At 53.3% G+C, this 26,640-nt stretch carries 24 protein-coding genes; 21 read left to right on the plus strand and 3 right to left on the minus strand.

Annotation, left to right across the window (positions count from 1 at the left end; translation table 11 throughout):
- Window positions 1–108: 108 nt before the first annotated feature.
- Complete coding sequence (locus tag LG288_RS03770) at window positions 109–390, plus strand: YfcL family protein (protein WP_404402182.1); 282 nt, start codon at window positions 109–111, stop codon at window positions 388–390.
- On the opposite strand, the gene mnmC is transcribed toward LG288_RS03770, so the two are convergent.
- Complete coding sequence (gene mnmC, locus LG288_RS03775; RefSeq protein ID WP_404402184.1) at window positions 387–2,162, minus strand: bifunctional tRNA (5-methylaminomethyl-2-thiouridine)(34)-methyltransferase MnmD/FAD-dependent 5-carboxymethylaminomethyl-2-thiouridine(34) oxidoreductase MnmC; 1,776 nt, start codon at window positions 2,160–2,162, stop codon at window positions 387–389. The two genes, LG288_RS03770 and mnmC, sit on opposite strands and share 4 nt — an antisense overlap.
- Window positions 2,163–2,305: 143 nt before the next feature.
- On the opposite strand from mnmC, the gene fabB reads away from it, so the two are divergent.
- The 10 genes from fabB to purF all read left to right on the plus strand — a co-directional run bounded on the left by fabB (window position 2,306) and on the right by purF (window position 13,885).
- Window positions 2,306–3,520, plus strand: a complete 1,215-nt coding sequence (gene fabB, locus LG288_RS03780; RefSeq protein ID WP_404402186.1) for a beta-ketoacyl-ACP synthase I — start codon at window positions 2,306–2,308, stop codon at window positions 3,518–3,520.
- A gap of 11 nt (window positions 3,521–3,531) precedes the next feature.
- Window positions 3,532–4,689, plus strand: a complete 1,158-nt coding sequence (locus LG288_RS03785) for a 4-phosphoerythronate dehydrogenase (RefSeq protein WP_404402188.1) — start codon at window positions 3,532–3,534, stop codon at window positions 4,687–4,689.
- Window positions 4,690–4,713: 24 nt separating this feature from the next.
- Window positions 4,714–5,730, plus strand: a complete 1,017-nt coding sequence (locus tag LG288_RS03790) for an aspartate-semialdehyde dehydrogenase (RefSeq protein ID WP_404402190.1) — start codon at window positions 4,714–4,716, stop codon at window positions 5,728–5,730.
- Window positions 5,731–5,820: 90 nt separating this feature from the next.
- Window positions 5,821–8,076, plus strand: coding sequence for a FimV/HubP family polar landmark protein (locus LG288_RS03795; RefSeq protein ID WP_404402192.1), 2,256 nt, complete (start codon window positions 5,821–5,823; stop codon window positions 8,074–8,076).
- A 21-nt stretch (window positions 8,077–8,097) separates the two neighbouring features.
- Window positions 8,098–8,886 (plus strand): tRNA pseudouridine(38-40) synthase TruA, encoded by a 789-nt coding sequence (truA, locus tag LG288_RS03800; protein ID WP_404402194.1) that lies wholly within the window; start codon window positions 8,098–8,100, stop codon window positions 8,884–8,886.
- Window positions 8,887–8,976: 90 nt separating this feature from the next.
- The gene (gene accD, locus LG288_RS03805) at window positions 8,977–9,867 is read left to right on the plus strand and encodes an acetyl-CoA carboxylase, carboxyltransferase subunit beta (protein ID WP_404402196.1); all 891 of its coding nucleotides are present in this window, start codon (window positions 8,977–8,979) and stop codon (window positions 9,865–9,867) included.
- Window positions 9,868–9,876: 9 nt separating this feature from the next.
- Window positions 9,877–11,196 carry a bifunctional tetrahydrofolate synthase/dihydrofolate synthase gene (gene folC / locus LG288_RS03810; protein WP_404402198.1) on the plus strand — a complete coding sequence of 440 codons (1,320 nt, stop codon included), beginning with the start codon at window positions 9,877–9,879 and terminating at the stop codon, window positions 11,194–11,196.
- Window positions 11,197–11,198: 2 nt separating this feature from the next.
- Window positions 11,199–11,768 carry an SPOR domain-containing protein gene (locus LG288_RS03815; RefSeq protein ID WP_404402200.1) on the plus strand — a complete coding sequence of 190 codons (570 nt, stop codon included), beginning with the start codon at window positions 11,199–11,201 and terminating at the stop codon, window positions 11,766–11,768.
- 89 nt (window positions 11,769–11,857) lie between these two features.
- Window positions 11,858–12,352: a CvpA family protein gene (locus LG288_RS03820; protein ID WP_404402202.1), complete on the plus strand. Its 495-nt coding sequence runs from the start codon at window positions 11,858–11,860 to the stop codon at window positions 12,350–12,352.
- Between the two features lie 15 nt (window positions 12,353–12,367).
- A complete protein-coding gene (purF, locus tag LG288_RS03825; protein ID WP_404402204.1) occupies window positions 12,368–13,885 on the plus strand; it encodes an amidophosphoribosyltransferase in 1,518 nt (505 codons plus the stop codon).
- Between the two features lie 34 nt (window positions 13,886–13,919).
- Here the strand turns inward: purF and astB are convergent, their stop codons facing one another.
- On the minus strand, window positions 13,920–15,260 hold the full coding sequence (gene astB / locus LG288_RS03830; RefSeq protein ID WP_404403026.1) for an N-succinylarginine dihydrolase: 1,341 nt from the start codon (window positions 15,258–15,260) through the stop codon (window positions 13,920–13,922).
- 293 nt (window positions 15,261–15,553) lie between these two features.
- Between astB and topA the strand changes: the two genes are divergently transcribed.
- The 10 genes from topA to LG288_RS03880 all read left to right on the plus strand — a co-directional run bounded on the left by topA (window position 15,554) and on the right by LG288_RS03880 (window position 25,758).
- Entirely contained in the window at window positions 15,554–18,172 is a 2,619-nt protein-coding gene (topA, locus tag LG288_RS03835; protein WP_404402206.1) for a type I DNA topoisomerase, read from the plus strand.
- A gap of 111 nt (window positions 18,173–18,283) precedes the next feature.
- Window positions 18,284–18,694: a hypothetical protein gene (locus tag LG288_RS03840; RefSeq protein WP_404402208.1), complete on the plus strand. Its 411-nt coding sequence runs from the start codon at window positions 18,284–18,286 to the stop codon at window positions 18,692–18,694.
- Window positions 18,694–20,178 carry a hypothetical protein gene (locus LG288_RS03845; RefSeq protein ID WP_404402210.1) on the plus strand — a complete coding sequence of 495 codons (1,485 nt, stop codon included), beginning with the start codon at window positions 18,694–18,696 and terminating at the stop codon, window positions 20,176–20,178. The genes LG288_RS03840 and LG288_RS03845 overlap by 1 nt, the downstream gene beginning before the upstream one ends.
- Window positions 20,178–21,305: a hypothetical protein gene (locus tag LG288_RS03850; RefSeq protein ID WP_404402212.1), complete on the plus strand. Its 1,128-nt coding sequence runs from the start codon at window positions 20,178–20,180 to the stop codon at window positions 21,303–21,305. Before LG288_RS03845 ends, LG288_RS03850 begins: the two co-directional genes overlap by 1 nt.
- Window positions 21,306–21,307: 2 nt before the next feature.
- Complete coding sequence (locus tag LG288_RS03855) at window positions 21,308–21,760, plus strand: hypothetical protein (protein WP_404402214.1); 453 nt, start codon at window positions 21,308–21,310, stop codon at window positions 21,758–21,760.
- A 24-nt stretch (window positions 21,761–21,784) separates the two neighbouring features.
- Window positions 21,785–23,206, plus strand: a complete 1,422-nt coding sequence (locus tag LG288_RS03860; RefSeq protein WP_404402216.1) for an ATPase, T2SS/T4P/T4SS family — start codon at window positions 21,785–21,787, stop codon at window positions 23,204–23,206.
- Window positions 23,196–24,218, plus strand: coding sequence for a type II secretion system F family protein (locus tag LG288_RS03865; RefSeq protein ID WP_404402218.1), 1,023 nt, complete (start codon window positions 23,196–23,198; stop codon window positions 24,216–24,218). The genes LG288_RS03860 and LG288_RS03865 overlap by 11 nt, the downstream gene beginning before the upstream one ends.
- Window positions 24,219–24,253: 35 nt before the next feature.
- Complete coding sequence (locus tag LG288_RS03870; protein WP_404402220.1) at window positions 24,254–24,724, plus strand: type II secretion system protein; 471 nt, start codon at window positions 24,254–24,256, stop codon at window positions 24,722–24,724.
- 1 nt (window position 24,725) lies between these two features.
- Window positions 24,726–25,130: a hypothetical protein gene (locus LG288_RS03875; protein ID WP_404402222.1), complete on the plus strand. Its 405-nt coding sequence runs from the start codon at window positions 24,726–24,728 to the stop codon at window positions 25,128–25,130.
- Complete coding sequence (locus LG288_RS03880) at window positions 25,117–25,758, plus strand: pilus assembly protein (protein WP_404402224.1); 642 nt, start codon at window positions 25,117–25,119, stop codon at window positions 25,756–25,758. Before LG288_RS03875 ends, LG288_RS03880 begins: the two co-directional genes overlap by 14 nt.
- Here LG288_RS03880 and folD read toward each other — a convergent pair.
- On the minus strand, window positions 25,755–26,609 hold the full coding sequence (gene folD / locus LG288_RS03885) for a bifunctional methylenetetrahydrofolate dehydrogenase/methenyltetrahydrofolate cyclohydrolase FolD (protein WP_404402226.1): 855 nt from the start codon (window positions 26,607–26,609) through the stop codon (window positions 25,755–25,757). The genes LG288_RS03880 and folD overlap by 4 nt on opposite strands.
- Window positions 26,610–26,640 lie beyond the last annotated feature (31 nt).

The following is a 26,640-nucleotide window of genomic DNA, read 5'->3' on the forward strand; positions in this document are numbered from 1 at the left end:
GTTAAGGCCTCTGCTGTCAAACCCGAGTTATGCATACGTTTAGTCCGGGTGCATTGTATCAAAATCGGCGCTAGAATAATGGCTAACTTATCATGAAAAGGACGCACTATGTCGCTTTACCCGATTGTCGAACAGCTGGAAAGTGTTTTTGATCAAGCTTACGTGGATGGCAGTGACGATGAGCTGTTTGCCAGTGGTTATTTGCGTGGCCATTTTGATCTGGTGGTAGCAAAAATGGAGCTAAACGATGAGACGGATCCGGCCTTAGTGATGCCGCACTTACGCGCTGCGGTAGAGGCGGCTAAGCACGAGCTGGCGCCGGCCGATCAGGCTCACATTCAAAACCTGATGACACGGCTGGACGCTGTGGCGGCCAGCGCCGACAGTTAACGGTAACGCTGCGGTGACAGCCGCCGCAGACAGTCGTCGGCCAGTGGTACCAGGCCACCGGTTAACTGTGCGGCGATAATTTCAGCCAGTAATGGCGCCGAGGTCAAGCCACGCGAGCCTAATGCCGATATCAGCAGCAGCTTATCCGCCAGTTGACCGGCTATGGGCATATGATCGGGGCTGGTGGCCCGCACACTGGTGCGCTGTCCGACCACCGGCAGTGATTCACTCCAGGGTTGTTGCGAGCAGGTCTGCAGGCTGGCTAAGTTATCGTTATCGTCCTCAGCCCGGGATACCGCACTGTCATCACCGCGGTTAAATGTTGCGCCAATGCAGTGTTGGCCATTATCTGCCGGTATCATATAGCCCTTATAGCAGAGTACTTGCTGTAACGCGGCCGTAGCAGGGCTGGCTTTAACCAGCGTAATTTGCCCCCGCACGGGCTTAATGGGCAGTTTAATACCGGCCAGTTGTTCGCTCAGGGCAGCGCTTTGCTTACCGGCTGCAATCACCAGCCGGCCTGCCGGTCGCGGCATGTCGGCACTGACGGTTTGCCGCACTGGCTGGCAGTCAGCCTGCTGAAACAACAGCTCCACCAGAGTCTGCGGTCGCAGCCAGCCGCCGGCCGGGTAGTGTAGACTGTCAAAATTAACGGCAATACCAGCCAGCTGGTCAGCTTGTTCGCTGACCGCGTGGCTGACACTTTGCAGCTGATATAAACCACCCGCCACTTTGTCTATGCGTTGCCGACGCTGTGGGTTAAATGCCGGCTGTAAAACGCCACAGGGGAACCAGTGTTGACCCTGCCATGGGTAATAAAAACTAACGGCGGTGCTAAAGGCCTGCAAATAAAATTGGCTTAACGGCGTGCGCTCGGCATGCAGCAAAGGGTACACGGCGCCTTGCGGATTACCTGAGGCGCCATCAGCAACCTGGCTACTGATAACTGATACCGGTACTCCCCGGCGTTTTAAAGCAAGTGTCAGTGTTGCGGCTGCGATACCGGCGCCGATGACAGTCACCGGTTGTCGTTGCAGAGCGGGTTTTGTTGCTTTATCCGTGAGTAGGCGACCGCAAATCATTTCGCGTTTGCGCCCGAAACCAGGTGCCTTTTCGACCCTGAAACCGGCCTCAGCCAGGCCCCGGCGTACCACTCCGGCGGCAGTAAAAGTAGCAAAGGTGGTGGCTGCGTGAGCACAACAGGCCATCTGCCGGAACAACGCCGGCTGCCACATATGCGGATTTTTTGCCGGCGCAAAACCATCTAAAAACCAACAGTCTACCTGGCTTTCGGCCGAGCGGCTAAAGCGTGGTAGTTGCTCGTTAATATCACCAACCCATAAATCCAGAGTAACCCGTCCGTCAGCTAAGAGTACCCGGTGACAGCCGGGCTCGGTGCTGGGATAGACAGCCAGCAACTGCTCCGCCAGTGGCTGCAATTCGGCAAGAACCTGATAGGCTTGCTGCAACTGTTCCCGGCTAAGTGGATATTTTTCGAAGCTGGCGAATACCAGTCGGCAGCTGGCCGGTGCGGTTTGCAAAAACAGTTGCCAGCACAGTAAAAAATTCAGGCCACTGCCAAAACCGGTCTCTGCCACCACAAATTCGCTGTGCTCGGGTAGTTTGGCAAAACGTTCAGCTAAGTTGTTGTGCTGCAGAAACACGTAGCGCGACTCTGCCACGCCGTTATCCACAGAGAAGTAAATATCATCAAACTGATTGGAAACGGGAACACCCTGATCATTAAAGCGAATATCGGCGGAATAATTCATTTAGGCTGCATTCATGGAATCTGTCATAATGGACGCTATAATAGCAGCTAATTGACAAAGCAGACCACCTATTGACGCAAGCTTAGTTATCCTAGCAATAATTAAGATTGGGTTTTAATTTTGGCAAAAAACAGGAATACAGAATGAGAAGAGCAGTGATTACCGGGCTGGGCATTGTCTCCAGTATCGGCACCAACCAGGAACAAGTGCTGGAGTCATTACGTACCGGCAAGTCAGGCATCGAATACTCTGAGTCTTTTGCCGAGATGGGGCTGCGCTGTCAGGTTTGGGGGCCGGTTCGGCTGGACGTAAAAGATCACATCGATCGTAAGGCGTTACGCTTTATGGGTGACTCAGCAGCTTATGCTTACATTGCCATGCAGCAGGCTATTGAAGATGCCGGTTTAAGCGAAGAGCAGGTGTCTAATCACCGTACCGGCCTGGTGGTTGGTTCCGGTGGAGCCTCGGGCGAACATCAGGTAGCCGCTGCCGATATATTGCGCGAAAGAGGTGTCAAGCGCGTCGGTCCCTACATGGTGCCGCGCTGCATGGCGTCAACAACGTCCGCTTGCCTGGCGACCCCGTTTAAAATTCAGGGTGTTAATTATTCCATCAGTTCGGCCTGTGCTACTTCGGCGCACTGCATCGGACACGCGCTGGAATTAATTCAGTTTGGTAAGCAGGATCGGGTGTTTGCCGGAGGCGGCGAAGAGCTGCACTGGACTCTGGGCATGGAGTTTGATGCGATGGGTGCGCTCAGCACCAAGTATAATGATACTCCCGAAAAAGCCTCCCGTACCTATGACCAGGGCCGCGACGGCTTTGTACCGGCCGGTGGCGGCGGTATTTTGGTCATCGAAGAGCTGGAAGCGGCTAAGGCGCGGGGCGCTAAAATTTATGCTGAAATTGTCGGCTACGGCGCAACTTCTGATGGCTACGACATGGTTGCACCATCAGGTGAAGGCGCTGTTCGTTGCATGCAAATGGCGATGGAAACCGTTGATACGCCGGTTGACTATCTGAATACCCACGGCACCAGTACGCCGGTAGGTGATGTAAAAGAACTGGAAGCCATTCGCGCGGTATTCCCTGAGCAAACCCCGATGATCAGTGCCACTAAAGCAATGACCGGTCATGCGCTGGGTGCCGCAGGTGTTCATGAGGCCATTTATTCGTTGCTAATGATGAATCATGACTTTGTGACACCGAGCATTAACATCGAGAACCTGGACGATGCGGCAGAAGGCATGAACATTGTGCGGGAGCCGACCCCGGCAAAACTGACTACTGTGATGTCGAACAGCTTTGGTTTTGGTGGTACTAACGCGTCATTGGTGTTGCGCGAGTACAGTGAGTAAGCCGTTCTTTCGTGCACATAGTTGCTGATCAGAACATTCCCGCGCTGCCGCAATTGCTGGCAGGTGCGGGTCGCTTGTCCCGCTATAGCGAGCGTCAGCCGCCGGCACAGTTGTTGCGCACTGCCGATGCATTACTGGTACGTTCAGTAACTACTGTTGATCGGGCGCTACTGCGCCAGGCCCCGCAGCTAAAGTTTGTCGGTACTGCCACTATCGGTACTGAACATTTGCATTGCGAGGCGCTGGCTGAACGGGATATTGCTGTGGCCAGTGCGCCGGGAGCCAATGCCGACTCTGTCGGTGAATTTGTGTTGGCTGCGGTACTGGCCTGTTTTCAGCAGCGCGGCCAATTGTCGCACTTACCCGAGCTGGAAGTCGCCATCGTCGGTGCCGGCCACACTGGCCGCGCTGCCGGGCAGCGTCTGCAGGCTTTAGGGCTGCTGGTACATTATTACGACCCGCCATTACTGAAAAATAAAAACCAGCCGCCGGTTGAGGGTGAACTTCACAACCACTGGCAGCGGGTGCTCAACTCCGACATTATCAGTTGCCATGTTCCCCTGACCCATAACGGCCCGCATCCGACCGCTCAGTTACTGGATATTGAAGCCTTGCAGTCACTGCACAACGAGCAACTGTTGATTAATGCCAGCCGCGGCGCGGTAGTCGATAACCAGGCCTTGCTGCGATGTTGCCAACAGGGCGACTGCCCACAGCTGGTGCTGGATGTCTGGCAAAACGAACCGCAGATAATAACCGAGTTACTGCCTGAGGTGACTGTGGCTACTCCGCATATCGCCGGCCACAGCGCGGAAGGGAAATTAGGCGGGGCAATTATGATTGCCCGCGCTCTGCAACAGTTTGCGGGACAGCCTTTTAGTACCGACTTGGATAGCTTATTACCCCCCTGTGACTGGCCGGTCTGCGATGCCGAAAAGCTTGATACGCCGATGCAGCTGGCGCAACTGGTGTTACAGCGCTATGATATCTGGCAAGATGACCGGAACATGCGAGAGCGGGGTACCAGTGCAGCGGGTTTTGACCAGCTGCGCAAGCAGTATCGTAAAGATAATCCCCGCAGACAGCTCAACAATCAACGCATTGCGTGTCATAATAGCCAGCAGCTTGAAAGATTCCGGGCGTTGGGCTTTAGTGCTTTTCGCATCTGAACTGAAATTACAATGGGAGTAACTATGTCTGAAGGTTTTTGCGTTGCTGTATTAGGGGCCACCGGCCTGGTCGGTCAACAAATCATTGATAGTTTAGAGCAACGAAAATTTCCTGTCAGTCAATTGGTTCCCCTCGCCAGTTCCCGCTCGGCCGGCTCCAGCATCAGTTTTAAGGGCGAAGAGCTGGAAGTGCAGGATGCCGATAACTTTGACTGGAGCCAGGCAGATATTGCTTTCTTCTCTGCCGGCGGCAGCGTTTCACGAGAACTGGCGCCAAAAGCAGCCGAAGCGGGTTGCGTTGTCATTGATAATACGTCGGAGTTTCGCTACGAGGCGGACATCCCGCTGGTGGTACCGGAAGTTAATGCTTATGCACTGGCTGACTTCCGTAATCGCAATATTATTGCTAACCCCAATTGCTCGACTATCCAGATGTTAGTCGCCTTAAAACCCATTCACGATGCCATTGGTATAGAACGTATCAATGTTGCCACTTACCAGTCGGTTTCCGGCGCCGGTAAGGAGTCGATGGAAGAACTGGCTAAGCAGACCGCTGAGCTGCTGAACGCCCGCGAACCGACCATGGCAAATTTTAGCCGGCAGATAGCATTTAACTGTATCCCGCAAATTGATGTGTTTATGGAAAATGACTACACCAAAGAAGAAATGAAGATGGTGTGGGAAACCCATAAAATTTTAAATGATCCGACGGTCCGGGTTAACCCGACCGCTGTGCGGGTACCGGTATTCTTCGGTCACGCCGAGGCCATTCATATCGAAACACGGATGGCCATTACTGCCGAGCACGCCAAGCAACTGTTGCAGGATGCTGCAGGCGTTAAGCTAATGGATAAGCGCGAGGAGTTTCCGACGCAGGTGAGTGATGCAACGGGCCATGACGAGGTTTTTGTTGGCCGTATCCGCGAAGATATCAGCCACCCTCAGGGGCTTAATTTATGGGTAGTATCGGATAATATCCGCAAAGGAGCGGCTACTAATTCAGTGCAGATTGCTGAGCATCTGGTCCGCGACTACTGGTAGAAAAATTAGTAAAAGCTAATCGCTTATGTCATAAAGATTTTATGGCTAACGCCGTTAATAAGAAAAGCAAAGTGCGGGCAGAGACAAAGGATGAAAATAAATAACATCGGACGCAGACTGGATAAGCGCTTGCGACAGTGGTTGGCTCAGACCCTGTTGCTGAGTTTCTGTGCGCTTCCCCTATCAGTGGGGGCGGCAACAGTTGTGCAGGACGATGGCGTTATTATTAAAGGGGAAAAGGGTTCTGAGTCAACCGACGTCCGCGAAGGGCAGCAGCGTTATGGTCCAATCACCTCCGACGATACCCTCTGGGCCATTGCCCGCGATTACAAACCCCACTCCAGCGTAACCCAATACCAAACCATGGTAGCAATCGCCCAGACCAACCCGCGGGCTTTTGTCGATGGTAATCTGAACCGGATGCTGGATGGCTTTTATCTGCGAATCCCCAGTTTGCAGGAAATTCAGATGATTAATCCGGAAACTGCCCGCCGCCGGGTACTTGCGGATGAACAGTTGCAGGATCGGCAGCAGCAGCTAGCGGATACTGAGCAACAAACCGAGCAAACCCGTCAGCAAGAGCAGGAAATTTTAAATCAGGCGCGCGAGCGCGCCGAACAGGTGATTGATCAGGTAGAGCAACAACAGCAGCGCAACTTTGCCGATCTGCAGTCGGAGGTCGATGAATCTCTGCAGGCGGTTCAGCAGGTCTACGATGAGAACGAGTCAATTCAGCAGCGTTTAGATAACCTGGCCGAGCGCATTGATCAGTTAGCCAATAGTCTCGAGCAAACCGGGGAGCTGGAACAACAGTTTGAACAGGTGCTGCAGCAGCAACAACAAATGCTGCAAATGCAGCAGCAACAACAGCAACAGGAAGAGCAGACTTCGGGCTTTAAAGAGTGGCTGCAAAGCCCGCTGAATATTGCCTTGCTGTCGGTGCTGCCGGCTTTATTGATTATTGCCGCCCTGTACTGGTTCTTAATACGCCGTAAAACCCAGAACGCAGAGCCGGAAAAACCAGAAACCAGCAAAGTTGACGATCTGGATGAAGAAGAGGCGTCCGAGGCACTGGATCGCGAGCTAATGCAGGGTGATAACAAGCAGACCGATGATGATGATTTGTTCGATCTTGATGAAGACAACGACGATGATCTTGGCGATGACTTAAGTGCCCTGGAAGCAGAACTGACAGAATCCGGTGAAATGGCCGAGGATGATGATTTTAGTATTCGCCTGGATGACGATGAAGACGAAGACGGGCAAGAAGACGAGGAAAAAGACGAGGAAAAAGAGGACACCACTGCCGGGCAAAAGTCAGAAGCCAGTGACGAGCTGTTATCGGAGGATGATGAAGAATTATTACCCGATGAAGATCAGCCGGCAGCTCCTGATGAAGATGACGAAGAGTCGTCGGAATTGTCGCAGGATGAATTGGATAAACTGCTCGAGCAAGGCGGTGAAGCTGATGAGCCTGAGCCTGAGCCCGAACCAGAACCAGAACCTGAACCGGAGCCTGAGCCCGAACCAGAACCGGAGCCTGAGCCCGAACCAGAACCAGAACCGGAGCCAGAACCGGAGCCAGAACCAGAGCCTGAACCAGAACCAGAACCAGAACCAGAACCAGAACCAGAACCAGAACCCGAACCGGAGCCTGAACCTGAGTCAGAACTGGACCAGGAGCCGGAACAGGAAGTTTATGCCGATGCCGATGAAGCGGAAGAAACACTGGCCCAGCTGGGTATCGAGGAAGACCAGGGCGGCGATGAGAGTGAGGACGAATCAGCAGAGTATACCCAGGAGGATCTCGACCGCCTGTTGTCAGAGTCTGAGGAAATCGAGCAGGAACTGGCGGATATAGAAGATGTTGAAGAGGAGATTCCTGAGGACGATGAGGAACTCGATGAAGCGGAACAGCAGGCTGATGATGAACTTGAAAAAGCCTTTGCTGACGAGAGCACGGCAGACGAGCAAGCAGGATCTGAACAAGCAGCCGAAACCACTCAGAGCGATGATGAGGAAAGTTCATCTGAGGATAGCGACGAGGGCTTTTTAGACATCGACAGCCTGATGGAAGAGGCCGACGACAGTAGCGAATCGGCCGAAGATAATTATCCGTCCTCTGCGGTTAAAGACTTGCTCGATGACGAAGAAGGGAATGATCTGGCTGACTCCGGCGACAGCGAAGTTGATGAAGAAGCGTCGGCACAGCTTGATCTGGCCCGCGCCTACATCGATATGGGTGAAGCCGACGAAGCGAAAGAAATTTTACAACAATTGATTGACGGTGATGATGAAAGCCTGGCCAACGAAGCCAAAGCGTTACTGGATCGATTGGATAGCTGATTTTATTCGTAAGGAAGCGGTATGCGAATTGCGTTAGGTATTGAGTACGATGGCAGCCGCTATTACGGCTGGCAGCGGCAACAGCATGTCGACAGTGTTCAGCAACGGCTGGAACAGGCACTGAGTAAAGTAGCCGATGAGAAGATTGAGGTGGTCTGTGCCGGCCGTACCGATGCTGGTGTGCATGCAACCAATCAGGTGGTTCACTTTGATGTTAATAACAGCCGCGGCGGTGGTGCCTGGACCTTAGGCATTAACAGCAATGTGCCGGGCGATATTGCTGTGCGCTGGGCACAGCCGGTGGGCGATGATTTTCACGCCCGTTTCAGTGCTAAGGCGCGACGTTACCGCTACATCATTGCTAATACTCCTCTGCGGCCCGGTATTCTCAGTCAGGGGGTAAGTCATTATCACCCTCCGCTTGATGAAAAAGCGATGCAGGCCGCGGCTCCCGCACTTATCGGCGAACATGACTTCTCTGCTTTTCGCGCCGCGCACTGTCAGTCGAAAACACCTTACCGTAAAGTAACGCATCTGAGCGTCACCCGACGCGGTGATTTTATTGTGGTCGATATTAAAGCTAACGCCTTTTTACACCACATGGTGCGCAATATCGTCGGCAGTTTGATCACCATTGGCCGCCATCAGCAGCCGCCGCAATGGCTGGCGCAGTTATTAGCCGGGGGAGATCGAACACAGGCATCGGCCACTGCAAAGCCCGGCGGCCTGTACCTGGTGGGTGTCGACTATCCGACCCAATTTCAAATACCTGAACCAGCAGCCGGGCCGTTATGGTTTGCTGAAGACTAAGGCATGACTGTTATGACCTCTTTGCTTGACCCAGTTGTGCTAACATGTAAGCTAATCAACTAATTGAATAGAGCCTGAAAGCGGACACTTATGAGCTGGATTGAAAGAATTCTCGCAAAGCCAAAATCAAATAAACGTAAAAACGTACCTGAAGGGGTGTGGAGCAAGTGTGGCTCCTGTGATGCGATCATTTATCGCAATGATCTCAAGCGCAATTACAGCGTTTGTCCAAAATGTGATCACCATATGCGTTTGACCGGACGCGAGCGGCTGGAATTGTTTCTGGATGATAAAGACATCACAGAAATCGGCGCCGAACTGGAGCCAAAAGATGTACTTAAGTTCCGGGATTCAAAAAAGTATAAGGATCGTATCGCTGCGGCACAAAAAAGCACCGGCGAGAAAGACGCATTGATTGCCCAGCGCGGCTCGGTGTGTGGCATTCCTGTCGTTGCTGTGGCATTTGATTTTAACTTTATGGGTGGCTCGATGGCGTCCGTTGTCGGGGCAAAGTTTGTTAAAGCTGTGGATGAGTGTCTTGCCCATAATTTGCCCCTGGTTTGTTTTTCTGCTTCAGGCGGCGCGCGCATGCAGGAAGCTTTAATGTCACTAATGCAGATGGCAAAAACCTCGGCGGCTCTGGCGCGAATGAGTGAGCAGGGTTTACCCTATTTTTCGGTTTTGACCGACCCCACCATGGGTGGTGTTTCAGCAAGTCTGGCCATGCTGGGCGATGTTAATATTGCTGAACCCAAAGCATTGATTGGTTTTGCCGGACCGCGGGTAATTGAGCAAACAGTACGCCAGACGCTGCCGGAGGGCTTTCAGCGGGCCGAGTTTTTACTTGAACACGGTGCGGTTGATATGATTGTTGACCGTCGGCAAATGCGGACGACCATTTCCCGCTTACTGGCTAAGATGATGAAGTTACCCAGCCCGGAACTGGAAAAACTGGAAGCGGCTGAAAGCACTGAGGGTTAATGACCACCGATGTCGAATAATGCGCAGTCTAACGTAACGGACAGGCCAACGGCCGAATCCTCACTGTACAGCTGGCTGACTTATCTGCAAGAACTGCACAGTCGCGATATTGACTTAGGCCTGCAACGTGTCCGTGCGGTGCTGGATAAAGCCGGGCTGGGGCGGCCGGCCAGTTATGTCATTACGGTAGCGGGTACCAATGGTAAAGGTTCGACGGTACGGTACCTGGAAACCATGCTGGCGGCAGCGGGCTATCGGGTGGGTGTTTATACCTCGCCTCATCTGCAGGATTATAATGAGCGCGTCACCATTAGCGGGCAGCAACTGCAGGATCAGCGCCATTGTCAGGCTTTTGCGGCGATTGATCAGGCCCGGGGCGAAACCTCTTTAACCTATTTTGAATTTGGTACACTGGCGGCGTTATGGCTAATGGAGCAGCAGCCGCTGGATGTTGCCATTCTCGAAGTCGGTTTAGGCGGGCGGCTGGATGCGGTTAACGTGATAGATGCCGATGTCGCTGTATTGACCAGTATTGGTATTGACCATGTCGCTTTTCTGGGCGACAACCGCGAGCAAATCGGCGCTGAAAAAGCCGGTATAGCGCGTACTGCGAAGCCTTTGATTTGTGGCGATCCGCAGCCACCCTCGAGTGTTGCTGCCCAGGCGCAGCAATTGGGGGCGCTGTATTACCGGGTCGGTCATGATTTCAGTTTTACCGAACATAAGGATCACTGGCATTACCGGGGCATCGAGTCCAACCTGCTACAGTTGCCGCTGCCTGAGTTACCGCTGATGAACGCCGCCACCGCTCTGGCGGCTCTTGAAACTCTGCCGCTGGCGGTTAGTGCTGATGCTATTGATGAAGGCTTGCGAACAGCGCGCCTAAGCGGACGCATGCAAAGCTGTCAGCACAACGGCTGTGATGTGTTGCTGGATGTGGCCCACAATGCCCAGGCTGCGGCTTACCTTGCCAGACAATTAACAAAACGGAGCCGGCGTGGACCCGTTTATGCTGTGGTAGGCATGCTCGAAGACAAAGATCATCAGGCGGTTTTCGCTCAGCTGCAGGGGGTTATAAGTCAGTGGTTTCTGGGTAGTCTGGATGAACCCCGCGGTCATTCTGCACAACACCTGGCAGAGGCTCTGGGCAATACTGAAGGGAATGCCCCGCAGCAGTGTTTTGCCAGTGTCGAAGCCGCTTTTGATGCGGCGCTGCAGGCTGCTCAGGGTTACCAGGCGCAAGCTGAGAGTGAAACTGAAAAGCCGCTGGTGTTCGTATTTGGCTCGTTTTACACTGTCAGCAGAATTAATCAGCAATTGAGGAGCTAAGCTTGGCCAGTCCGCTACAAAACCGGCTTGTCGGAACACTTATTCTGGTCGCCCTGGCGGTTATTATTTTGCCGGATGTACTGGATGGCGAGAAAGCAGAGACGGTGGAGGAGTTCGAAAGTATTCCTTTGCAACCTGAGCAGACCGCTGACTTACAACAGCCCCAGCCGATAACGGACGAGGTGGTTGAGCAGTTGTCACAACGACCAGTCGCCGAGGGCAGCCTGGAATCCGCTGAACCCCTGGCAGCGACGGCTGAGTCAGCAACAACACTGGATCCCGAAGCTGCAGAGGATCCCCAACTTGAGGTGCCCGCGCGCCAGCCACAGGAATTCGCGGCCGATGCAAAGGCCTTTGTTATTCAGCTGGGTGCTTTCAGTAATCGTGAAAGTGTTGAACGACTGGTGAGCCAGTTAAGGCAAAAGGGTTTTGCCGCCTACACCAAGCCCAGTGGCGAACTGACTAAGTTGCTGGTTGGTCCCGATACCTCACAGGCGGAACTGGAAAAACAGCTGCCGGTACTGGCCGAACTGACCGGGCTGGAAGGTGAAATAGTATCTTACCAACCCTGAACCCATTCATCAGCAGCCAATAAAAAAGCCGCAATTTGCTTTTGTTTCTGTTAAAATTTGTCCACTTTTTGTCGAGCTAATGAGTGCTTATGGTCTGGATAGACTATGCCATTGTCATCATCATCGCGGTGTCGACGTTAATCAGTCTGGTGCGGGGCTTTGTCAAAGAAGCTGTATCTCTGGCCGTCTGGTTTGCCGCTTTTATCATTGCCAGTCAGTTTTACCGTGACCTGGCTGTTTACTTTACGCAGATACAGGATCCACTGATCCGCAACGCGGCAGCCATAGCTGCGTTATTTGTGACGACTCTGATCGTCGGTGCCATAATAAACTACATTTTATCCCGGTTGGTGTATCACACTGGTTTATCGGGTACCGACCGTGTGCTGGGTTTAGTGTTTGGCGCACTCAGAGGCCTGCTCATCGTCAGCGCGTTATTATTCTTCATAGATTCATTTACTGGCTTGTCCGATAGTGTCTGGTGGCGGGAGTCGCTGTTAATACCGCATTTTGGGTTTTTTATTCAGTGGTTTTTTGAATATCTGCAGACAAGCTCAAGTTTTTTAGTCCCGGAACCAGTTTAAGAGGGTCGTTGTTTTATGTGTGGTATTGTTGGGATTGTAGGTAAACAGCCGGTTAATCAGGCCTTATATGATGGTTTAACCATGTTGCAGCATCGCGGTCAGGATGCTGCCGGGATCATGACGGTAGATGAGCATAATACTCTGCGTCTGCGCAAAGCCAATGGCCTGGTACGGGATGTATTCCATACTCGGCATATGCACCGCTTAGCGGGTAACGTCGGTATTGGTCATGTACGCTATCCGACCGCCGGCAGTTCCAGTTCGGCCGAGGCGCAGCCGTTTTATGTTAATTCGCCATTTGGTATCGCCATGGCGCACAACGGTAATTTGACCAACGCGGCCGATGTTAATAACCATCTGTTTAAAACTGCGCGGCGGCATATCAACACCACTTCAGACTCAGAAATTCTACTGAATGTCTTTGCCAACGAACTGGACAAAAACGAGAGCCTGAGCCTTAACAGTGATGATATTTTTCGTACCATCACCGCAGTGCACCGGAAAATTCGGGGCGCTTATGCGGTGGTTGCAACCATCCTCGGTCACGGTATGGTAGCGTTTCGCGATCCCTGGGGGATTCGCCCGCTGGCGCTGGGTAAGCGCGAAACCGTCGACGGTGAAGAGTACATGGTGGCATCAGAGAGTGTTGCTATCGACGGTACCGGCTTTACCTATGTGCGTGATGTTGAGCCGGGAGAGGCCATTTACATCAGCAACGAAGGCCAGTTGTTCTCGCGCCAGTGTGCGGATAAGCCCAGACATTGCCCCTGTATTTTCGAGTACGTTTACTTTGCCCGGCCTGATTCGTTCATCGACGGAATTTCGGTGTATGCTTCGCGGGTTAACATGGGTCGCAAGCTGGGTGAAAAAATCAAGCGCGATTATCAGGATCTGGATATCGACGTGGTGATCCCTATTCCGGAAACCAGTAACGACATTGCACTGGAAATTGCCAGTGCCCTTGAGCTGCCCTATCGCCAGGGTTTTGTTAAAAACCGTTACATCGGCCGCACCTTTATTATGCCCGGACAGACGCAACGGCGTAAGTCGGTGCGCCGTAAACTAAACGCCATTGGTGCCGAGTTTAAGGGTAAGAACGTGTTGTTGGTGGATGACTCCATTGTTCGTGGCACCACCTCGGAGCAAATTATCGAAATGGCCCGTGAAGCCGGTGCACGTAAGGTTTATTTTGCTTCAGCAGCACCTGAAATTCGTTTTCCTAATGTGTACGGCATTGATATGCCAAGCGCCAACGAGCTAATTGGTCATGGTCGCGAATCCATGGAAATCCGCGATATGATTAAAGCCGATGGGCTGATTTATCAGGAGCTGGATGACTTAATTGCTGCGGTTAGTCAGGAAAACCCCAACATTCATCGTTTTGAAACCTCGGTATTCAGTGGTGAGTATGTCACCGGTGACATCAGTCAGGAGTACCTGGATAAACTGGATGCGGCGCGCAATGATGTCGCCAGGGCTGAGCGCGAAAGCAGTGAAGATGCTAATCTGGAACTGCACAATGACAATGACTAAGTCATAGACAGTCCGGATTGATTAGCCAGCGCGCTCAGGCGCGCTGGAATGCATAAACTGAACCCAGTTTAAGTATTTGAGTTAACTCATCTAACGCTGTACGGGATTCTTCCAGCAGTGCCGGATCACGCAGTTCATCTACTGCCAGGCGGTCCCGGTAATGCTTTTCAACCCACTGGTTAAGGCGGGCAAACAGCGCCTCAGACATCAGACAGTTGGGATTAGCAGCGGCCAGCTCTTCGTCATTTAACGCTACCCGCAGACGCAGGCAGGCGGGGCCACCGCCGTTGCGCATGCTTTGTTTCACATCAAAGAAATTAACCCGCTGAATCGGGCCATCACTGGCAACCAATTGCTCAAGGTAGGTGTTAACGGCGGGGTTTTCCTGACATTCTGTCGGCGCTATCAAGGTCATTTTGCCATCCGGCGGCGTGATCAGCTGAGTATTAAACAGGTAGCTTTTTACTGCATCTTCTACACTGACGTCGTCGGTGGCCACTTCGATAAAGTGTAACGGGCTGTCGCCGAACTTTTGTTTAATTTCGTCCAGTTTGTTCTGGGTGTCGGCAAAGGCCTGCTGATGGTAGAACAGGACGTTCTGATTACCGACAGCAATCACATCGTTATGGAATACACCCTGGTCGATAACCGCCGGGTTTTGCTGTAAAAATACCGTGGTATCACTGTCTAAACCGTGCAGCCGCGCGATGGCCTGGCTGGCTTCCAGGGTCTGCCGTGCCGGATAGCGGGTCGGTGCCGGTTTAGACGAGTCAAAAGCATGTCGGCCAAATACGAAAATTTCGACCCCGGCATGACCGTACTCTCGGCACAGACGGGTATGATTAGCCGCCCCTTCATCGCCAAAGTGTTCGTTATCCGGCAAGTGCTGATGGTGCTCAAAGTAGCGGGAATTATTGAACATTGCCTGCAAAATGCGGCCACTGGTCTGCGGCTCTAACGAACGGTGAAATTTATTGGTTAAATTAGCCGGGGTAAAATGTACTTTACCGTTATCGGTGTCGGCACTGGGCGATACCGTTGCGGCATTGGCGGTCCACATACTCGAAGCTGAACAGACGGCCTGAAAAATAGCCGGTGCTTGTGTCGCCGCTTGGTGCAGTACCTCGCCTTCACTGCCGGAAAAACCCAGCCGGCGAAGGGCATCGATATCCGGCCGCGCCTGTGGTGCCAGCACTCCTTGTTTCATGCCCATGTCGTGCAGCGACTTCATTTTGCGCAGGCCCTGCAGAGCCGCTTCTTTAGGACTGGAGCTGGCCTTGGCATTAGCTAACGACGCAACATTACCAAAAGATAAGCCCGCATAGTTGTGAGTGGGGCCGACCAGGCCATCGTAGTTAACTTCGAAGTGTTGCATGGTCACGTTCAAGAACTCCTGTTATCGTGCGTCTGTTACTGATCGATTGGTGTTATTATACGTACTTAAGGCGAGCTTGTAAGGCTTTATTTAGGTCCGCTGGCCGCTGTCTACCAAGGGCCAGGATGGTTATGCTGCAGCAGTGAATTTTTATCAAATTCGTCGCTAACGGTTGTTTCCGGCTGCAATTACCGATATACCTAAAAAAAGAAAAGCCGCCAACCGGCGCTTGCAATACCAGGTAAAGACAACTATATCGTCGGTCATACATTTATTGAGAGAAGCTAAAGTTTATGGCGAAATCGCTCGTTATTGTCGAGTCCCCGGCAAAAGCTAAGACCATTAATAAATATCTGGGTAAAGACTTTGTAGTGAAGTCCAGCGTAGGACACGTGCGCGATTTGCCCACCAAAGCGGTAAAAAAAGTACCCAGTAAGCCGGCCGCAGAAATACGTAAAATGGAGCCGGAGGCGAAAGCCCGCTATCAACAAAAGCGCGACTATGAACGGCTAATTGCGCGCATGGGTATCGATCCGGAGCACGACTGGCATGCCCATTACGAGGTGCTGCCGGGCAAAGAAAAAGTGGTTAAAGAACTGCAGCAGCTGGCGAAAAAATCCGACAGCATTATTCTGGCAACGGATTTGGACCGTGAAGGAGAGGCGATAGCCTGGCACTTGAAAGAGTTGATCGGCGGTGATGATAATCGTTTTCAGCGGGTAGTCTTTAACGAAATTACCAAAACAGCTATTCAGGACGCCTTTAAACAGCCGGCAGAGCTGAATGTCGACCGGGTTAATGCCCAACAAACCCGGCGCTTTCTGGACCGGGTGGTTGGCTTTATGGTGTCGCCTCTGCTCTGGAAAAAAATTGCCCGTGGGCTGTCAGCCGGTCGGGTACAGTCAGTTGCTGTGCGTCTGGTGGTTGAGCGCGAACGCCAAATTAAAGCCTTTGTTCCGGAAGAATACTGGGATTTGTTTGCCGACCTGACAACGCCCTCGGATGATGAGCTGCGTATGCAGGTTATGAAGCAGGCCGGTAAAAATTTCCGGCCGGTTAACGAAGAGCAGACCCAGCAGGCGGTTAAACAGCTCAGGCAGGCGCAGTATCAGGTTATCGCACGCGAAGATAAGCCGACCAGCAGCAAGCCATCGGCGCCGTTTATTACCTCGACTCTGCAGCAGGCTGCCAGTACCCGGCTGGGGTTTGGCGTGAAAAAGACCATGACCATGGCGCAAAGGCTTTACGAAGCCGGTCACATAACGTATATGCGAACCGATTCGACCAACCTAAGCAGCGATGCGGTTGCTGCCTGCCGCGAGCTGATAGAACAGCAGTTTGGCAAAAACTATTTGCCGAAAGAAGCGAACCGCTATGGCTCGAAAGAGGGCGCTCAGGAAGCGCACGAAGCTATCCGGCCATCGGACGTGCAGGTAAAAGCGGAGCAGCTGTCACAGATGGACCGTGACGCACAGCGTTTATATGAACTCATCTGGCGTCAATTTGTTGCCTGTCAGATGGTACCGGCCAAGTATACCAGCACCACACTAACGGCTACGGCTGCCGATTTTGAGCTTAAAGCACGAGGCCGGGTAATGAAATTTGCCGGCTGGACCAAGGTGATGCCACCGGCAAAAGGTAAGTCCGATACTGATCAGTTATTACCGGATGTCAGCAAAGGAGACGAACTGGCGCTGCAGAATCTCGACCCGCAGCAGCACTTTACTAAGCCACCGGCCCGCTTTAGCGAAGCCTCGCTGGTTAAGGAACTGGAAAAACAAGGCATCGGACGTCCTTCGACCTACGCTTCGATTATTTCTACCATTCAGGATCGTGGCTATGTGAAAGTCGAAAGCCGGCGCTTTTATGCGGAAAAAATGGGCGAGATTGTTAATGACCGGTTGCTGGAAAACTTCACCGAATTAATGAATTACAATTTTACCGCGGAGATGGAACAGGCGCTGGATGACATTGCTGCCGGCGAGCGCGACTGGAAGCAAACCCTGGATAAATTTTATCAGGACTTTAAAGAGCGTCTGGAACAGGCTGAACAGGATCCGGCTGAGGGTGGTATGCGGGAAAATCCGCCGGTACTGACCGACATCGAGTGTCCGAATTGCGGCCGGCCAATGGGCATTCGCACCGCTTCAACCGGGGTTTTTCTGGGCTGTTCCGGTTATAATTTGCCACCAAAAGAGCGCTGCACCCAGACTCTGAATCTGGTCCCCGGCGAAGAAGCCATCGATGTAAGTGACGATGAAGAAGCCGAAACCGAAGCTCTGCTGGCGAAAAAACGCTGTCCGAAATGCGGTACGGCGATGGACAGCTACCTGATTGACGAAAAACGCAAACTGCACGTTTGTGGTAACAATCCGACCTGTGATGGTTACGCCGTTGAGCAAGGCTCGTTCCGGATAAAAGGTTATGATGGGCCGACCATCGAGTGTGATAAGTGCGGCTCTGAAATGCAGCTAAAAACGGGACGTTTTGGTAAATACTTTGGTTGCACCAACAGCGACTGTAAAAACACCCGAAAACTGTTACGCAGCGGTGAACCGGCGCCACCAAAAGAAGATCCGGTGCCGTTACCGGAGCTGCCATGTGAGGACTCAGACGCCTACTTCGTTCTGCGTGACGGTGCCTCGGGCATTTTCCTGTCGGCAAATACCTTTCCGAAATCCCGGGAGACGCGGGCGGTCAAGGTTAAAGAATTGGCGCAGTTTAAAGACCGCCTGCCGGACAAGTTTAAGTACCTGGCAGAGGCGCCTCAGGAAGATCCGGAAGGTAACGATGCCATTGTGCGTTTCTCGCGAAAAAGCAAGGAACAGTATGTGGTTACCGAGGTGAATAAAAAACAGACCGGCTGGAAAGCGTTTTACCAGGACGGTAAATGGCAGGTTGATAGTAAATAAGTCGGCGATCTCTTACATCTGCTGTCAGCATTAACCTCTGGCGTAACAGCTGCGGGCCTCCTAAATTGATTGCGTGTCAGGACGACACGGTCAACTGGACAAGGAGGTCCAATGAAGGTGTCGCAGAGATTTATTCGGCAGTTGCTGAGTGGCTGTTGTTTCATTGGTTTGACGTACCCGGTCGCAGCTGCGACCGGGCTCCCCTCATGTCAACCCTTACAACTGGATGACTGGACCGATTACCGCGGCACTGCGGCTGAAACTGCTGTACCACAGGTTTCCCTGCAATTACTGCCCGGTCAGCTGGAACCGCAAATTCGCAATTTACTGCGTCAGCATCTGGCGATAAAAGTGCTGGACTGGCAGGCTTCGCCTCACCATCAGTGGCCTACTGAACATTTAATCCGCGCCGATGACTGGCTGCAGCTGCTGCAACGGATACTTAAACCTTATCACTTACAACTGGTATTGCACCCAAATCAAAGTGCGGTGGTGCGGTATCGACAGACCTCTTCCAGCTAATGCGTCTGCTGGCAGGCCTTATTGTCTTGTTGCTCGGGGCGTGTGCGCACGACCCGCAACAATTGCTACGCCAGGCTGACGCGTTACAGCAGCAGCAACATCGTCAGCTTGCTCAGCAGTATGCTTACCAGGCATTGCCCAGCCCAACCGCAACCATAGTACACAGTGAAGATTTTTATGTACCGCAGATAAATCCCGATTTGCTGGCCAAGCCGGCCTGGTTTTCGCGGCGGGTTAAAGCCGATATGCGCGGGGTTCCTTTGCTTAAGGCATTGCAGCAACTATTAAGTCCGCTGGGTGTGAGCATTTATCTGGCGGATGAAGTGGATGCCGGACAACTGGTTTATACCGATCAGGACAGTCGCGTCGGCGATGTGCTTAACTGGATTGCTAATGCACAGCAGCTGATTATCGAGCCGTACGCCGCGCGGGTGGAAGTTAAGCAGCTGGCCGTGCGTCAGTTCGATGTCTCCTTTTTAGCCGGTGACACCCGCTTTTTACTGGGCGAGGACAACAATCGCAGTGGTCTGGCAGCGGCGGGCCAGACACCGGGCGGGCTGGCCAATGGCTCGAGCCAGTACCTGAACTTTGCCTCACAACAGTTATCGTTATGGAGTGATCTGGAACGATCGCTTCAGCTGATGCTGTCGCAGCAGGGTGAGCTGGCGATTAACCAAAGCTCGACCTCGGTAGTAGTGAAAGATACGCCCACGGTTATCGCCGCAGTAGAGGACTATATTGCTGATCTGAATACCAGCCTGACCCGACAGGTGGCGATTGATGTGCAGGTTATCGAAATCAGCTTTAACGACCATCAGCAGTATGCGGTTGACTGGCAATTGCTGCGTAACATGCAGGGCGGCGGCCCGTTTTCTGCCCTCAGTGCCGGCAATGGCACAGTGACCGGGGCTCCTCTGCAGTTTAGCCTGCAGAAAACCAGCGGTCGGTTTGCCGGTTCGCAGGTATTTATCGATGCACTGCGTGAACAAGGCCAGGTGCGGGTCAGTCATCACCCCCGGGTAATGACTCTGAACAACCAGATTGCCCGGCTGCTGGTTGAAGATGAAACCACCTATCTGGCCTCGTCCGGCAGCACCAGCACCCCCAACGTGGGGACTGAGCAACTGCTGTTGCCGGGTAAGGTCACCACAGGGTTTGAGCTGTTTTTATTACCTAAAGTACAAAAACAACAGGTGATCCTGCAGTTGTCTTCCAGTCTCAGCGCGTTGCAGGGCATTGACAGCGTCAGCTCCGGCGAACAGTTAATCCAGACGCCGCGGACCTCGCGCAAAACCTTTTTCCTGAAGGCCATGGTCGGACATCAGCAAACCTTGTTGTTGTCGGGCCTGCAGCACTCGCGCACTGAAACCGGCGAGCGTAAAGGGTTGCTCAGCTGGATAGCGGGTGGCCAGACCAAGCAGAGTATGGCCAATAGCGAGACCTTATTGCTGCTAACCCCGAGCATCGCCGGAGAAGCGATTTAATGAGTGCCGTAACACCGCTGTTCCGGGAGTGCTGGGGCGTTAAACGACCGCCGCCGGCCGCACTGTGCCGGCGCGCACAGCAACTGGGCTACAGCCACTTACAAATACAGCAGGTTGCCGGTAACTGGTGGCTGAGCCTGGGGCCGGATTCAATTTTTGACTGGGTTATGGCGGTGTCAAAAAAAGTGTCGGCCAGCCGGCGCTGGCTGATCCTGGCGCATCATGATGGCACATCGGTATTAATTGATTGGCAGCAGGGTCAGTTAATGCGGGTGGAGCAACAGCCGGCAAAGGTACTGAGCGAACAACTGCCACCGGTAACCGACAGCGATGTTTTAGCGCAGTATCAATGGCCTTTAGCGTTGCCGGACAACTGGCAGCGGGCGCAGAAGCTGGCGGTTGACCCAGACGACGCTACTCTGGTGCCTCTAAGCCAGGTCCGGAACCTGCCGCAGTTAGGCCGTCGCCGGTTGCTGCTGTGGCTGGCTCTTGGTTCGTCGGGGTTGCTGCTATCGGGCTTACTGCTTAGCGGCGTTATGAGTAGTGCCGGACCACTTTCGGGACAAAGCGCTGAAACCCCGGACCGGAGCGGGCCGCCAATGCCACTACCGGCATTGTATTTGCCAGCAGAAACGCTGTTGCAGCAGCTGCTGGAGTTGGTTCGCACTCCGCTCAGCGGCGCCTGGCAGCTGCATCATGTGCAGCTAAACGGAAGCCGCCTGCGGGTGCAGTATCTGGGGCAGCCGCCGTTGGCCTGGCTACAGCTACCCGAGGACCTGGCAACGGCAGCGACCGGCGAACCGCTGATTGAGCAGCACTTGTTACTAACTAAACAGCCGCTGGCACTGGAACAGTCGGCTTCAGCACCGCCGCTGGCCGCTTTGTTGTTGCGGTTTAGGCAACTTGCTCTGCCCGGCTTAGACATACAACTGAACGGCGCACAATTACAGTTAAGCTGGCGGGATTTCAGTATCCGGCAGCTTTACCAGTTAACGGACTATTTACAGCCGCTGGCCCTGGATACAGTGGCAGCAAACCTGCAACCTTCCGTCCTTGGCTGGGACGGCAGTCTCACATTAACGCAGCTGCCCCCGCCGGCAGCGGCTAAAACGGCAAAGGATAGCTGAACATGGAAAGTACAGGCACTGCACGGTTTAAACCGGGTTTACTGTTTATCAGTCAGTTTTTTTTGCTGGTAATGGCACCGCTGCAGGCCCGGGCTGACACTGGCAGCCTGACGCCTGTGCAGTCGTTGTTGCCGGATAAACTGCTGGCGTCACCGCTGACCGAGCATTACCAGCAGACCCGCCTAAGCATTCAGCAACAACGACTGGATAATGAACTGGCGCAGCTGCAGCGCGATTACGCTCAACTGCAGCTGCAGCGGCGGCAGCACCAGCGAGCCCTTAACCAGCAGCTACCAGCAACAACAGAGGAGCAGGCTGATAGCAGCGGTCAGACCAGCAGAGCCGGGCGTTTAGTCAGCGAAGTACGTTATCCACAGCTGCATTTAGCCTTGTATCAGCAAGCACAAAGCTGGCGCTGGCAACGGCGCGAGCAGTTGCTGGCAGATGATAACTAAAGCGTTTTGCGCGGGGTATAACGGATGAGTGAACCATTATTGAACAGCCGTGAACTGCAGGGTTGTACTATTCCGGCCAATGTTCTGAGGTATTGTCTGGAGCTGTCTGAGCGCTGGCGCCTTGAAGGTCAGCTTGACCGCGCCATTATGGCTACGGAGGCCGGTATGCTGGTGTGCTCACCGGCAATACCTGCTGAGGCCAGCATCGAGCTTAACAATGTCCGTCAGCTGCTGCAGCAGCGAACCGAAAAGCCGGTCATGATCGCTTATGCCAGTGCCGCCAATATTCGGACACTGCTGCATGAAAATGACCGCAATGCTGCGCCGGCTTCAGGGACAGCGGGCCTGCTAAAACCGCTGGATAAAACCCGTGCGCAGCAGGCGCTAATTGATATCGTCAGCGAAGCTCTGGCAATGCAGGCCTCTGACATTCACCTGCGCTTTACCCCGGTGCTGGCTTACATCAATTTTCGCGTAAAAGGCCGGCTTGTCGGAGCGCAGCGGCGCAGCCGTGAAGCCATGGTTGAGTCGATAGCCGCGACCTTAAATACCTATAGCCACGATTACCGTGATGTTTTTAACGAACAAAGTTGTGATAGTGCCAGTATTGAGCTGACCTTGCCCGGCGCCGAACAACACAGTGAAGGGGACCGGAAAGTGCGCTTACGAGTGCAAAAATCGCCCCTTAATAATGGTTTTTCAGTCACGTTACGGCTATTACCGGAACAGGCGCAGACAGTTCTTAGCCTGGCGCAACTGCAGTTTAGCGAGGATGTTCAGGCAGGATTACAGGAGTTGCTAAAACAGCGCTACGGCCTGCTGCTGATTGTGGGGGCGACAGGTCATGGCAAGACCACTTCGCTGGCGGCCTTAAATGCCTTATTTGGGGATGATAAAAAAGTCATTTCGTTGGAGGATCCGGTTGAGATTGTGCAGCCGAATATTGAACAGCGCTGGGTTGATGGTCAGCAGCAAAGTTTTGCCGAACATATCAAAATTGCGCTGCGTGAGGATCCTGATGTCATTTCAATTAGTGAAATACGCGACAGCCGTACTGCGCAGGCAGCGGTTACAGCTGCCTTAACCGGTCATCTGGTGACCGCGACATTGCATGCTCATGACTGCATTGGCGCTATCCAGCGCCTACAAAACCTGGGTATTAGCATTAATGAACTGATTGCAGAAGGCGTACTGCAGGGTATTGTTGCGCAATATCTGGTGCACCAGGCCGATACTACCACTTTGATCGCCGAATACGTGATCATCGACCACCCGGCCCGCCGCTATTTACGACGGCATGACTACAGTGGCTGGCGCGAACATTTACAACATCAGGGCTGGTTGTCGCTGGCCCAGCGCTGGCGCGAGCGGGGCCTGCCGGTGAGCGCTATGGCTGAGCGCCCACAAACCTACTGTTACCGGCCTCAGGGTCCTTTTGCGTCGTAATTACTGGTCGGCGGCGCGACAGTGGCAATGGGTTGAGGACTATTGTCACTGGCTGGAGGATGGCTGCAGTCCATTACTGGCAGCTAAAGCGATGCAATTGAGCGCTGCTGAATATGGTTTGCAGCGGGAACAACAACTGGCCTGCCAGTTGCACGACTGCCTGCGTCACGGGCAACCCCTGTTAACTGGGCTGCAGGGCTATTTACAGCAAGATTTATTGCAGTTATTCGCCCTTGGCCAGCAAAACCATTGCTTAATGGCCTTATTAAAACAATATCAGCAGTTTCAGCACCAGCGCCGGTTGCTGGTAATGAAATTATGGCGTCAGCGACTTTACCCATTATTCGTGCTGGCGATGGTGCTGGTTACTCTGACTCTGGCCGGAACTCTGTATCTGCCAAAACTGTTGCAGCACAGCGCTACCAATCTGCCGCACTGGAGCGTTGATGCGGTTTTAGTGATTGCGGCCGGGCTGCAGCGGTGGGGTTTGGTTCTGGCGCTGCTGTTGTTTTTGCTGGTGCTGGCCTATCGCTGGCTGGGCCGTGTCTGGACAAGCCCGCTGCGCTTTACACTGGAGCGCTGGGGACTGTTTGGCTCACAACGGGCGGTAACCGCTGTCTGGGTAACGCAAATGGTGGCTTTGCTGTTGCGCAACCGGTTGAGCCTGCAGTCAGCGCTAAAGCGGCTACAGCCTCTTTCATCGGCTTATGCCCGCTATCATCTGCAACAGATGCAGTGCAATTTGGCCCGCGGCGAGCAACAGTTAGCTGCGGTAATGACAACGGGTTTATTAACCCCGCAAATTTTGTTCCGGCTGCGTAATAGCGGCCGGCAGCAGGCGCTGGTAGAAGGGCTGTGGCGCACGGCGCTGCGCAGCAGTGCCAGTATTGAACGTTCATTGCTGATGCGTCAACGGCTGCTGCTAACTGGTATTTATGCGTTAATCATTGGCTTGATTGCGCTGCTGGTTCAGGCATCGGGGCAGGTCATGATGTCGGTATTAATGCACTAACGATGACAGGATTTTTAACCACAAGGAGTGTTTTTATGAAGAGCAATCATCAGTTTACGGGCCAGTTTTGGGGTACCCGGGGTTTTACCTTTATCGAAGTGCTGGCGGTACTCAGCATTATTGCTATTGCAACCCTCGGGACCTTAGTTCTGCGCGACTGGGCAGTTTCTAATGCGCGGGTATCAGAAGCTAAAACAATGATTACCACACTGCAGTCCGGGGCGCAGATGTGGCGGCCAAATACCGGCATTTACACGGGCATCAGCATTACTGAACTCAGCAGCGTGGGCGCAGTACCGGCTACCTGGGCGGATGGAGTGGGAAAGAACCCCTGGGGTGGTGATGTAATGATAGGGCCTGACACAACTGATCCCACGAAATATATCATAAGGCTTACCAATGTAAATGCCGCAACAGAAGGTCAAAAATTAGTTCGTGACTATTCAAACTCTTCTGTTGTGGCTTCGTATAGCGCGGGAGATTTTACCGTCACATTTGGTAGCTAACATGCGCTGCAGAGGCTTCAGCTGGTTACTGCTATTGTCGGCTTTAACCCTGGCAGCGCTGTTAACCAGCAGCTGGCTGAGTCTCTGGCAGCAGCACCAGTTTATGCAGCAGGTGCAGCAGTGGCGGCTGCATTTATTGCAGCTGCAGCAGGCGCAACGCAATTATTATCAGCAGCAGGGCCAGTTTGCTGACTCGCAGCAACAGCTGGTGCAACAGGGCCTGTTAGCGGCACCGTTAGCTTTCCCCTTTGCCACCGACTGGCAGTTTGACGCCAGGCAACATACCTTATTAATGCGCAGCTCGCTTAATACCGGCTCTGTTACTTTGCTGCTAAAAGGCTTTAATAACTATCTCTGGCAACCGCCTCAGCTTACCGTCAAAGTGATTGGCTATGAACAGTTCTAAGCGGGCTAACGGCCAGGCATTGACCGAGTTTGTCATTATCTGGCCGTTGCTGTTGCTAAGCTTGTGTCTGCTGCTGCAGGTATTTTTACTATGGTGGGCGCAGCAGACCTTTGTTATTGCCAATCAGTACGCTGTGCGTGCCGGCGCCATCAATCACGGTGCCAGAGCGCCGATGGTACTGACCCTGAGTGCGGTTATGGCAGGCCTTAAGCCGCAGTTAAATCAGGACAATAAAATGGCCGCTGCTGCCGAATCGGTGCTGCGCCAACGGGCGCATTTTTTATTGTACGGAAAATTAACCCGGCTAAACCCCGATAAACAACAGTTACAACGATTTGGGCAGCGTCGCTGGCTGCATCAGCAACAGCGCTACGTGCATGAGATTGCGGTTGACCACTATCAGGCGCGGCAGGCGCAAAGCCAGGATCCGGAATGGGCCAAAGCCCGGCGCCTGAGTATCAGCAGCGAATGGTGTTTTGATTTACAGATACCCTTGGCGGCAGAATTTCTTGGCTGGATAGCCCGGCGGCAGGGCGACTGTCTGGCGGGGAATTTAGCACAGCGGCCACAATGGCCACTGCGCAGTGGTGCTGAACATGAATTACTGAGTGGATTTCGCGGCGGTTAATCGTGGTATTCGATGCAGGCCTGCAGGGTGTTCTCAATCAGTGAGGCAACAGTCATCGGGCCGACTCCGCCGGGTACCGGGGTGATCCAGGCCGCTCGCTCGGCTGCAGTCGGGTATTCAACATCACCGGTCAGAGTACCGTCAGCCAGGCGGTTCATGCCGACATCGATAACAATAGCGCCGGGTTTAACCCAGGCGCCGGGGACAAAGTCGGGTTTGCCCACTGCTACCACCAAAATGTCAGCGCGGCGGACGTGCTTTTCCAGATCATTGGTAAAACGATGGCAGACGGTGGTGGTTGCACCGGCCAGCAGCAACTCCAGGCTCATCGGCCGGCCGACAATGTTGGAGGCGCCAACTACGACGGCGTTAAGGCCGTGCAAATCAACTTCGGTGCTGTTAAGCAGAGTAATTACACCTTTAGGTGTACAGGGCCGCAGCGCCGGCATACGTTGTGCCAGACGCCCCAGGTTATAGGGGTGAAAGCCATCAACGTCTTTATCGGGACGGATGCGCTCGAGAATGGGGGTGGCATCCAGGCCGGGAGGCAATGGCAATTGTAATAAAATGCCATCGATGCGCTCGTCGTTGTTTAACTGGTCAATCAGGGTTTCCAGTTGCTGTTGAGTGGCGGTACCCGGCAGGTCATAGTCATAAGACTGGATGCCGACCTGTTCGCAGGCGCGGCGCTTATTACCCACATAAATTTCTGATGCAGGGTCAGCCCCGACCAGCACTACGGCCAGCCCGGGTGCACGCAGGCCGTTAGTTTTGCGGGCAATGATTTGACTTTTGACTGTCTCACGAACGATGGCCGCAATGGCTTTTCCGTCGATGATTTGTGCGGACATGAATGTTTATTTCCCAGCGTGTAAAAGGTGA

It is taken from the genome of Idiomarina seosinensis (genome assembly GCF_044797955.1).
Lineage (GTDB): Bacteria > Pseudomonadota > Gammaproteobacteria > Enterobacterales > Alteromonadaceae > Idiomarina > Idiomarina seosinensis_A.

Coding starts and splice junctions, on each gene's coding strand:
- LG288_RS03850 (WP_404402212.1), top strand. CDS start 20,178: ATGAGTGCCGTAACACCGCTGTTCCGGGAGTGCTGGGGCGTTAAACGA.
- LG288_RS03845 (WP_404402210.1), top strand. CDS start 18,694: ATGCGTCTGCTGGCAGGCCTTATTGTCTTGTTGCTCGGGGCGTGTGCG.
- LG288_RS03790 (WP_404402190.1), top strand. CDS start 4,714: ATGTCTGAAGGTTTTTGCGTTGCTGTATTAGGGGCCACCGGCCTGGTC.
- LG288_RS03855 (WP_404402214.1), top strand. CDS start 21,308: ATGGAAAGTACAGGCACTGCACGGTTTAAACCGGGTTTACTGTTTATC.
- astB (WP_404403026.1), bottom strand. CDS start 15,260: ATGCAACACTTCGAAGTTAACTACGATGGCCTGGTCGGCCCCACTCAC.
- truA (WP_404402194.1), top strand. CDS start 8,098: ATGCGAATTGCGTTAGGTATTGAGTACGATGGCAGCCGCTATTACGGC.
- purF (WP_404402204.1), top strand. CDS start 12,368: ATGTGTGGTATTGTTGGGATTGTAGGTAAACAGCCGGTTAATCAGGCC.
- LG288_RS03870 (WP_404402220.1), top strand. CDS start 24,254: ATGAAGAGCAATCATCAGTTTACGGGCCAGTTTTGGGGTACCCGGGGT.
- folD (WP_404402226.1), bottom strand. CDS start 26,609: ATGTCCGCACAAATCATCGACGGAAAAGCCATTGCGGCCATCGTTCGT.
- LG288_RS03820 (WP_404402202.1), top strand. CDS start 11,858: ATGGTCTGGATAGACTATGCCATTGTCATCATCATCGCGGTGTCGACG.
- LG288_RS03770 (WP_404402182.1), top strand. CDS start 109: ATGTCGCTTTACCCGATTGTCGAACAGCTGGAAAGTGTTTTTGATCAA.
- fabB (WP_404402186.1), top strand. CDS start 2,306: ATGAGAAGAGCAGTGATTACCGGGCTGGGCATTGTCTCCAGTATCGGC.
- topA (WP_404402206.1), top strand. CDS start 15,554: ATGGCGAAATCGCTCGTTATTGTCGAGTCCCCGGCAAAAGCTAAGACC.
- LG288_RS03875 (WP_404402222.1), top strand. CDS start 24,726: ATGCGCTGCAGAGGCTTCAGCTGGTTACTGCTATTGTCGGCTTTAACC.
- folC (WP_404402198.1), top strand. CDS start 9,877: ATGTCGAATAATGCGCAGTCTAACGTAACGGACAGGCCAACGGCCGAA.
- mnmC (WP_404402184.1), bottom strand. CDS start 2,162: ATGAATTATTCCGCCGATATTCGCTTTAATGATCAGGGTGTTCCCGTT.
- LG288_RS03860 (WP_404402216.1), top strand. CDS start 21,785: ATGAGTGAACCATTATTGAACAGCCGTGAACTGCAGGGTTGTACTATT.
- accD (WP_404402196.1), top strand. CDS start 8,977: ATGAGCTGGATTGAAAGAATTCTCGCAAAGCCAAAATCAAATAAACGT.
- LG288_RS03880 (WP_404402224.1), top strand. CDS start 25,117: ATGAACAGTTCTAAGCGGGCTAACGGCCAGGCATTGACCGAGTTTGTC.
- LG288_RS03840 (WP_404402208.1), top strand. CDS start 18,284: ATGAAGGTGTCGCAGAGATTTATTCGGCAGTTGCTGAGTGGCTGTTGT.
- LG288_RS03795 (WP_404402192.1), top strand. CDS start 5,821: ATGAAAATAAATAACATCGGACGCAGACTGGATAAGCGCTTGCGACAG.